Origin of the sequence: Zhongshania sp., assembly GCF_041584495.1 — a bacterium.
Classification (GTDB): Bacteria; Pseudomonadota; Gammaproteobacteria; order Pseudomonadales; family Spongiibacteraceae; genus Spongiibacter.
Window position 1 is genome coordinate 1 of record NZ_JBFHDY010000135.1, and the last position, 8,622, is coordinate 8,622.

6 protein-coding genes and 1 pseudogene are annotated in these 8,622 nt (G+C 49.6%); all 7 read left to right on the forward strand.

Annotated elements, in window-relative coordinates; all coding sequences use genetic code 11:
• Positions 1–1,608, forward strand: a 1,608-nt coding sequence (locus ABYP33_RS16090; RefSeq protein ID WP_373092172.1) for a long-chain fatty acid--CoA ligase, incomplete at its 5' end; no start/stop codon positions are given.
• A gap of 68 nt (positions 1,609–1,676) precedes the next feature.
• Positions 1,677–2,483, forward strand: a complete 807-nt coding sequence (locus ABYP33_RS16095; RefSeq protein ID WP_373092173.1) for an acyl-CoA thioesterase — start codon at positions 1,677–1,679, stop codon at positions 2,481–2,483.
• Positions 2,484–2,586: 103 nt separating this feature from the next.
• A complete protein-coding gene (locus tag ABYP33_RS16100; protein WP_373092174.1) occupies positions 2,587–4,089 on the forward strand; it encodes an HDOD domain-containing protein in 1,503 nt (500 codons plus the stop codon).
• A 40-nt stretch (positions 4,090–4,129) separates the two neighbouring features.
• Complete coding sequence (locus ABYP33_RS16105) at positions 4,130–5,773, forward strand: murein L,D-transpeptidase (RefSeq protein ID WP_373092175.1); 1,644 nt, start codon at positions 4,130–4,132, stop codon at positions 5,771–5,773.
• A complete protein-coding gene (locus ABYP33_RS16110) occupies positions 5,774–6,760 on the forward strand; it encodes a D-Ala-D-Ala carboxypeptidase family metallohydrolase (RefSeq protein WP_373092176.1) in 987 nt (328 codons plus the stop codon).
• Positions 6,761–6,889: 129 nt separating this feature from the next.
• Positions 6,890–7,729, forward strand: a complete 840-nt coding sequence (locus ABYP33_RS16115) for a VacJ family lipoprotein (protein ID WP_373092177.1) — start codon at positions 6,890–6,892, stop codon at positions 7,727–7,729.
• Between the two features lie 15 nt (positions 7,730–7,744).
• A pseudogene (locus tag ABYP33_RS16120) lies at positions 7,745–8,622 on the forward strand (RND family transporter); the annotation flags it as partial.

The window sequence follows — 8,622 nt, forward strand, 5'->3', positions numbered from 1 at the left end:
ACCCAGCTCACCATCACATCGCTAATGAAACATGCAGAACGCGTGAATGGCGGAGTAGAAATAGTGTCTGTTACCGCAGACAACCCTCGTCATCGTTGCACCTATCGCGAGGCATTTTCTCGGGCAAGGCAGCTTGCCAACGCCCTAGTTCGGCTCGGTCTCAAAACGGGTGACACGATTGCGACGTTTGCCTGGAATGACTACAGGCACTTAGAAATTTATTACGGGGTGTCCTGTAGCGGCATGATTTGTCACACCATTAATCCGCGCTTATTCCCAGAGCAAATAGAATACATTGTTAATCACGGCCGAGATCAGTGGATATTTGTAGATCTCACAATTGTTCCCTTACTGGAAAAATTACAGCACACCATGCCCGACGTAAAAGGCTTTGTGGTGTTAACTGATGCCGCGCACATGCCGGAAACCAGCCTCCGTAATGCCCATTGTTACGACGAATTACTGGCGGCAGAGAGTGACGAATTTAACTGGCCCGAACTTGATGAAAATACGCCGTCGGCACTGTGCTACACCTCCGGCACAACGGGTAACCCCAAAGGTGTTATGTATACCCACCGCTCAACCATACTCCATTGCTATGCCAGTATTGTGCCCGACGTTTTCGGCTTGTCGATTAAAGATGTGGCGTTGCCAATCGTGCCTATGTTCCATGTGAACGGCTGGGGCATGGTGTACAGCGCGCCAATGACCGGTGCCAAGCTGGTCATGCCCGGGCCGAAAATGGGTGACGGTGAGACCCTGTGTCAGCTAATCAATGAAGAAAAAGTCACCGTGTCGGCCGGGGTTCCGACCGTGTGGTTGGCGCTGCTCAACTATCTTGAAAAAACCGGCAAAACAGTTGAAAGCCTTAATCGCGTAACCGTTGGTGGTGCGGCGTGCCCGTACACCATCTTCGATGATTTTCGCCGTAAACATGGTGTGGATGTTCAGCAGGGCTGGGGAATGACTGAGATGAACCCCCTGGGAACCTTTAACGGCAATGTCGCGCCAGCTGTCGCAGAATTGCCGCCAGAGCAATACGACCAAATGCGCCTGAAACAAGGGCGCCCAGTATTTGGTGTCGAAATGAAAATTGTCGACGCCGAAAATAAAGAGGTGCCCTGGGATGGCGAGAGCGCCGGGGCCGTGAAAGTCCGTGGACCATGGATTATTGCGGAATACTATCGCTACGATGGCCAAACCCTGGACGCCGATGGCTGGTTTGAAACCGGCGATGTAGCGAGCATAGACGAATACGGCTACATGAAAATCACCGACCGCGTTAAAGACGTAATTAAGTCAGGTGGCGAGTGGATAAGTTCGATTGAGCTGGAAAACTGTGCGGTAAACCACCCTAAGGTTGCCGAGGCTGTCGTCGTCGGTATGCCGCACCTGAAGTGGAGCGAGCGCCCGCTGCTATTAGTGATATTACAGGACGGCGAAAGCCTAAGTCGCGAGGACATGCTGGCTTGGTTCGACGATAAAGTCGCCAAATGGTGGATTCCGGAAGACTGCTTATTTGTTGAGTCGCTTCCGCATACAGCAACCGGCAAACTCAGCAAAAAAGAAATCCGTGAAACCTATAAAGATTACCAGTGGCCGGCGTGAGGTCAGCATTAAAGCCGGAGGCTTAGCCTCCGGTACTGGTTTTAGCGTATCCCCTGATAGGAATAGTAATGAGTGATTTTCAAACGCTGATGAGCAGCGTTGCTAGCACCACAAACAAAAATCGTTACAGTGTTAACGTCGACGATACTTGGCTGCAAGGCCGAACCGCCTTTGGTGGCCTAAGTGCGGCGCTGGTGGTTGCAGCCATGAATAAGCAGGTCGCAGCAGATCGCCGCTTACGCGCCTTGTCAGTACTTTTTGTCGGGCCTGTTCCGGCGGGTAAGCATGAAGTCCGGCTTCGCGAATTGCGGGTTGGCGGCTCTGTGAGTCATTTGCAGGGCGAACTGATCTGTGGCGACGAGGTTGCGCTGAGTGCCAGTGCGGCTTATGGCAGGGATCGCTCGTCAGACATCAAACTCGCTAGCCCCGAGATGCCGGCGGTAGGTGACCCACAACTATTAGCGCAGCTGCCCTCTATTGAAGGCCTTTCACCGCCTTTCACCCAATATTTCGATATGCGACTTGAATATGGTGCAATGCCGTTCAGCGGTGCAGACTCAGCCGATTTCGGCATCTGGCTTCGCTTTCCACAACCTCAACACATTGATATAACGACTTTAATTGCGCTGGCGGATGCGCCACCGATACCTGGTTTAAATATGATTAAACCGCCGGGTATGGGCAGTTCACTCAGTTGGTATTTAGAGTTTCCCTGTGACTTACCCGCTGCTGATGCAGCGGATTGGTGGTATTGTGATTATCGATGTGCCGCCGCGGGGAATGGCTATTTTCACAATAATGCGACGATTTGGGGGCCGAATGGCCAAGCTGTTATGTTTAGCCGTCAAGTCGCCACGGTATTCGAAAAACGCTAACAGCAAAATTGCGCGGCGATAGGTCACCGTGGCGCAGCACCGAGTTTACGGTAGCGGTTAAATAAACCGGTATTTGACCAAATTTCTAAAAGTGGACGGCATTGTGGCGATTGATTTAAGCCCTTTTATTGAAAACATCGCTCGCCTGCCGTCTATTCCTCGGGTGGTGACGCGTATAGTTACACTCGCCCAGCAGGGTGAGATCGATATGCAGAATATCGCTGATCTGGTCGCGAGTGACCCGGCACTCGCCGCTAAGACCCTGCAATACGCTAATTCACCCCTGTACGGAAACGAACACAGGATTGAAAACCTGCGTCGAGCCATTGTACTGCTAGGGTTAAATACCACTGTTAATCTCGCTTTAAGTTTCTCATTAACATCCTCGATTACCGAACCCCGCGGTTCAGGTCTGCATTACCCCCTGTTTTGGCGGCGCTCTCTTTTGGGGGCCCGCGCCGCACTTGAGCTGGGTCGGCTGGCGGGAGAGCGAGGCTTAGAGGAACTATTTTTAGCGGGTTTATTGCAAGATATTGGTATGATCGCGATCGACCGTATCCAAGACAACTTTTACGCGTCCTTGCAAAGCGACCAGATATTTCACCAGCGGGTGAGAGAATACGAGCTTGAGCGCATGGGTGGTGATCACGCTGAGGCGGGCGCCTGGCTGAGTAAGCACTGGGGCCTCGCCGATCGCACAACCTTGGCAATAGCAAACAGCCATCGGCCGGGGGTTTTTGCCATTGGCGACCGCGACGGCCTATTTGTTCGCTGCGTCGCCCTATCTGGCGTGGTAGCCGACTATATTATTTTTGGTGAAACCAGTGACGCGAGAACTCAATTAGTTATCCAGTGTCAGCGTATACTGGAATTTAACACCGCAAAAATCGACACCTTGATTGCACGGATACATGAAAAAATTCCTGAAATGGAAGCCTTGTTCGAGCTTAAACTCACCGAAAGTAGCAGCCAATCCAAGCTGTTGGAGGAGGCGAATGCCACCTTGGCAGCAATGAATATTGCCAGCTTGCAACGCAGCCATCACAAGTCGGAACACGGTGGGGCGGCTAAATTAAGCAAAGAGGAGCGCTACGATAAAACCACAAAAGCTTTTTCGCGCAGGTTTGCCGATGGCTATATTCCCGATGCCTTCGATATCGCGGTGCGAACGGATCGCAATATTAGTTTTGCGCTCATCGAAATTGTGAATTTAAAGGAGATACATAAGCGGCTTGCCGATCCAGACGCCATTATTAGCGAGATGGCGCAGGTAGTAGAAGGGGCTGTGCGGTCTGGCGACGTGCTCAGTCGCTATCGCGATGAGCAGTTTCTTATCATTCTGGCGGGAACCACGATAGACCAAGCAAAAATGGTTTGTCAGCGTATGTACGACGCCGTTAAAACACTGAGTCAGCCCAGCAAAAAGGGGCCGCTCGGTGGTATTACAGATATTGGTATTAAACTGTGTATTGGCGTGGCGACCCATGGTCTAGGCTGTGAGTTTCGCAATGCAGAAGCGCTATTGAACGCCGCCCAAGCGGCGCTTCACACCGCCAAATTAACACCGGCAAACCCTGTGGCTGAATTTAATCACGACGCTGATTAAGCGTGGCGCGACGGCAACTCCTTCGAGACAATTGCACTTTATGAAACACATTCAAATATGCATCTTGCTATTTAGTGGTTTTCTGTTCACTAATATTAGCGTGGCCAACGATCAACTCCGTCAGACTATTGAAAACTGGTCAAGTGGTTACCCCGCGGTGGCGTTAAACGAGGCCATTCTCAACAAAGACATTATTAATAATTTTTATATCAACCGCCAATTTGAATTTGCTTGGTTTACCGCTAACACTTTGTCTGCACAAGGGCGGGTGCTGATTTCGAGTATTGCGGGCATCGGAAGTGAAGGGTTATTGCCGCTGGATTACCACAGCGCCAAAATTCAAACACTACTGAATACGGATCTACCTACTCAGGATGTCGCCGCATTCGATATTTTACTCAGTGATGCTTTTCTGAGTCTTGCCAGTCATTTACAAGCAGGGAAGGTCGATCCTCTCGCCTTAAGTACTGAGTGGGAGGCAAATCGGCGCCACAGCAATTTGTCGGCGCTATTGCAACGGGTAACGGATAGCGGCGATGTTGCTAGGGTATTAGATAGTCTTCGTCCTAAGCAAAGTCGTTATTACCGTTTAAAAATCGCCCTTACTAAAGTCAGCGCGCTATCTAATTTAGCCTGGCAGCATCCGCTTGCCGAGACGCCGCTGCTTAAGCTTAGCACCAGTGACAACCGTATTCCGGTTATCACTCAGCGCCTAAAAGTGTGGGGGGATCTGCACAGTGGTCACGTGCTCGAGAGCGACGGCCCGGCTGACGATGAGTTCCCGCTAATGTATACCCCGGCCTTGGCGGAGGCAGTAAAAATGTTTCAGCGCCGCCATGGCTTAGAAGCTGACGGCATCATTGGCCGCGAAACCATTAAAGCAATAAATATTTCGCCCGAGGAACGCGCCAAACAGATTATTGTCAATATGGAACGCTGGCGTTGGCTGGCAGCAGATCTCGGCGACAAGCACTTGCTTGTTAACATCGCAGCGTTTGAGCTTAAAATCATCGACAACAACGAAACTGTGTTTGTTAAACCCGTGGTGGTTGGCCGCAATTACCGCAAGACGCCGGTATTTAGCAATAAAATCCGCTATTTGGTGTTAAACCCAACGTGGACGGTGCCGTATAAATTGGCCGTTCAAGATAAACTAGCGGATATTCAAAAAGACCCCGGCTACTTAAATCGACTAGGCATCCGGGTATTTCGCGGTGACTCAGCTGTGGCGATAGACCCTTATACGATTCACTGGGACGAGATTACCACGCGTAACTTTCCGTTCCGCTTAGTGCAGGGGCCGGGTCCGCAAAATGCACTTGGGCAAGTGAAATTTATGTTTCCCAATCCTCATGATGTGTATCTGCATGACACACCGTCCCGGGAGCTGTTTAAAAAGGCCGAGCGGGCGTTTAGTTCAGGCTGTATACGGGTGTCAGACCCCCTGGAACTGGCCGAATTTTTATTGCGTGATCAAGGCTGGGATAAGGAAAGAATTGCGGCGTCTATCGCCAAAGGCGTAACAGAAACGGTGAGTTTAAAAACATCGCTGCCCATCCATATTGAATATTGGACGGCGTGGGTAGACCGCCAGGGTGTTCTAAATTTCCGAAATGATATCTACGAACGTGACCAGCCATTGTGGCAAGCATTAAATAAACCCCTAATTCGTATTGAGCACTAAATGTTCATAAATCGTCTTAACGTAAAACGCCATGTCTTACGGTTAATTGCAATCGCTGTTACTAGCGTTTGCGCACCCTTGTTGCAGGCAAAAGAAAGCCCTGCCTTTGATCCCGGCGTGGCGCCGTTTAGCGTCTTGGTTGACAAAAAGCCACTGCGCGCAAGCACCAATATTCGGACTGTTATGCCAGGTAAAACGGTCAGCATTCAATTTACACAGCAAAAGCTGGGTGAGTATTCGGCCAGTTTAGGCGGCCAAAATTTAAAACTCAGTGCGGCGGGACATCTTGCTTGGGCCGCGCCCGCGAAACCGGGCTATTACCCCATTCGCCTTGTTCGCAATAAAGACAAGGCGCAAATCGCACTTCAAATGTTTGTCCTGCGGCCAGCAAATCAGATTGTTAACGGCAAGCTGAATGGCTACCAGATTGGCAGCTACCCCAGTGCATTAAAAGGGCTTGAAGCCTACCAGCCACCTAAAGGTTTTATTGAGGTCACGCCAGAGCTAGAAAATTTATTCGTTTCACCCCATTTTAAACTTGGTCAATTCTTGTGTAAGCAGCAGGGCGGTTACCCCAAGTATTTGCTCTTGCACACTGGCTTGCTAGCGAAGTTAGAACTGCTCCTAAGAACCGTCAACGCCAAGGGCATTCGCACTGACAGTTTTGTGATCATGAGCGGCTATCGCACCCCGTACTACAACAAGGCGATTGGCAATGTTAGCAATAGCCGACATATCTACGGCGGCGCTGCCGATATTTTTATCGATGTAAATCCGGTTAACGATTATATGGATGATATTAACCACGACGGCGAGGCGAACATTAAGGACGCTGAATATCTCTATGCCATCGCCGACAAATTGGTAAGCCACAGTAAGCATCCTGAGTTAATGGGCGGGGTAGGCCTTTATGATAAAAATTCAGCGCATGGGCCTTTCGTGCATGTGGACGTGCGGGGCACGCCAGCGCGCTGGGGACACAAGTAGTTTTAAGTCTAGACATCACTGCCTACAACTACCCGTCGGAAAAGGGAACGATTAAGCAACACTGCCTTCTAAATTTTAGCGCTGACTAGGGTTGTATCAGCAGAAATAAAATTAAGGTGTGGTGAATGGATGCCAATTTTCGATAATCCTCCCTTGCATAGCGCAAGCCGAGTTCCGGGGCTGTGTGCACGGGAACGACTAGCAAGTCTGCTTGTTATGCTGATTTTCTTTGGCGTAATAAACAGTAGCCAAGCACTTTACGCCAGTGAAGCGACCGCCACGCAAGCGTTAAATGATGACGAAATCACCGTGGTAAGTTACGACGAAAGCGACTATAACGACCCTTTAATGGGTTTTAATCGCGCAATATTTGCGTTCAATGACATGAGTTATCGCTACGCCTTGATCCCCATTGCCAAAGGCTACCGCGACATAACCCCGGACCGCGTTGAAACGGGTATTAGTAACGTATTCGCCAATATCAAAGCGCCCATTCATATTGTTAATCACTTACTGCAATGGCAAACGCGTAAAGCGGGGAGTAGCACAGCACGTTTTCTGATTAATACCACCATTGGTATTGCGGGCATTTTTGACCCAGCGGCGGCGTGGTTTTCCTTGCCTAAAAATGAAACTGGGTTTTCTGACACCCTGGCATATTACGGCAGCGGCTACGGCACGTTCTTAGTATTACCTTTTGTTGGCCCAGCGGACCTGCGAAGCGGCACCGGAATAGTGGCAGATTATTTCCTCAATCCCATCCCCTATATCACTGAACAGCCTGACTCCAGTTATATTATGGCGGGCGATAAGTTACAGGCATTTGCGCCCCAAGCCGAAAGTTACGAGACGCTGCGCGCCAAAAGTGACGACCCCTATTTGTTTTTCAGAAACATGTATTTACAAGGCATCTTGCGTGACCAGCAATATCAACCGTCTGCTGGCAACAATAAGCCCGACAATAAATAAACGAGGAAACCGTCAATGCTTGCGTCGTTGTTTGCCCGTTATAAGCTGATTTTGTTGGCGTTTACGTTGCTCGTCGGCTTTTTTGCTTGGCATAGCCAGAGTTTTGAAATTAATGCCTCTGCCGACACGCTAATTGCTGAAGATAATCGCGACTATATTCACAGTCAAAAAATAAATCAGCAATTTTCACCAGAAGAGTTTCTGATCATTGCTTACAAGCCCAAAGCCGGAGGCATTTTTTCTGCCCAAAGTTTAGACAATATCAGCCGTATTAGTCGCGAAGTCTCAGCGCTAGAGCGCGTAAAAGCGGTGCGCTCGGTAATGAACGTACCCTTACTGAGCAAGGCAGGAGAAGCCTTAAATGCGAATTTAGACTCAAGTGAATTTACCCAAAATAAGCTTAATCTTAGCGAACGTGAACTAAAGGCATTGTTTAAAGACCACCCCATTTATGACGGTCTGCTGGTGAATCACGACCAAACCGCCAGCGGCATTCAAGTTCTTTTTAAGCCAGATTTAGCGCTACAAAAGCTTAATGCTAATATTCTTGCCCTTCAGGAAAAGCGACTCGAAGGCCCTTTAAGCAAAGCATATAAAGCCAAGCTAAACAGCCTAAAGCAACAGGCTGCCCCCTTGGAATATGCATTGCGTGACAGCCGCAACAAAGAAGTAGAGCAACTCCGAGAGATCATCAAACAATACCGGAATGACGCTGACCTTTACCTCGGCGGCGTGCATGTTCTGGGCTATCGGCTCATTAATATTATTCAGAACGACCTAAAAGTGTTTGGCGGCGCGATTGGCCTTGCGATTTGCATCTTAATTTATGCCATATTTCGCCGCTTCAGCTGGATTTTGATTACGGTGGCGTGCTGCGCGAGTAATCTATTTAT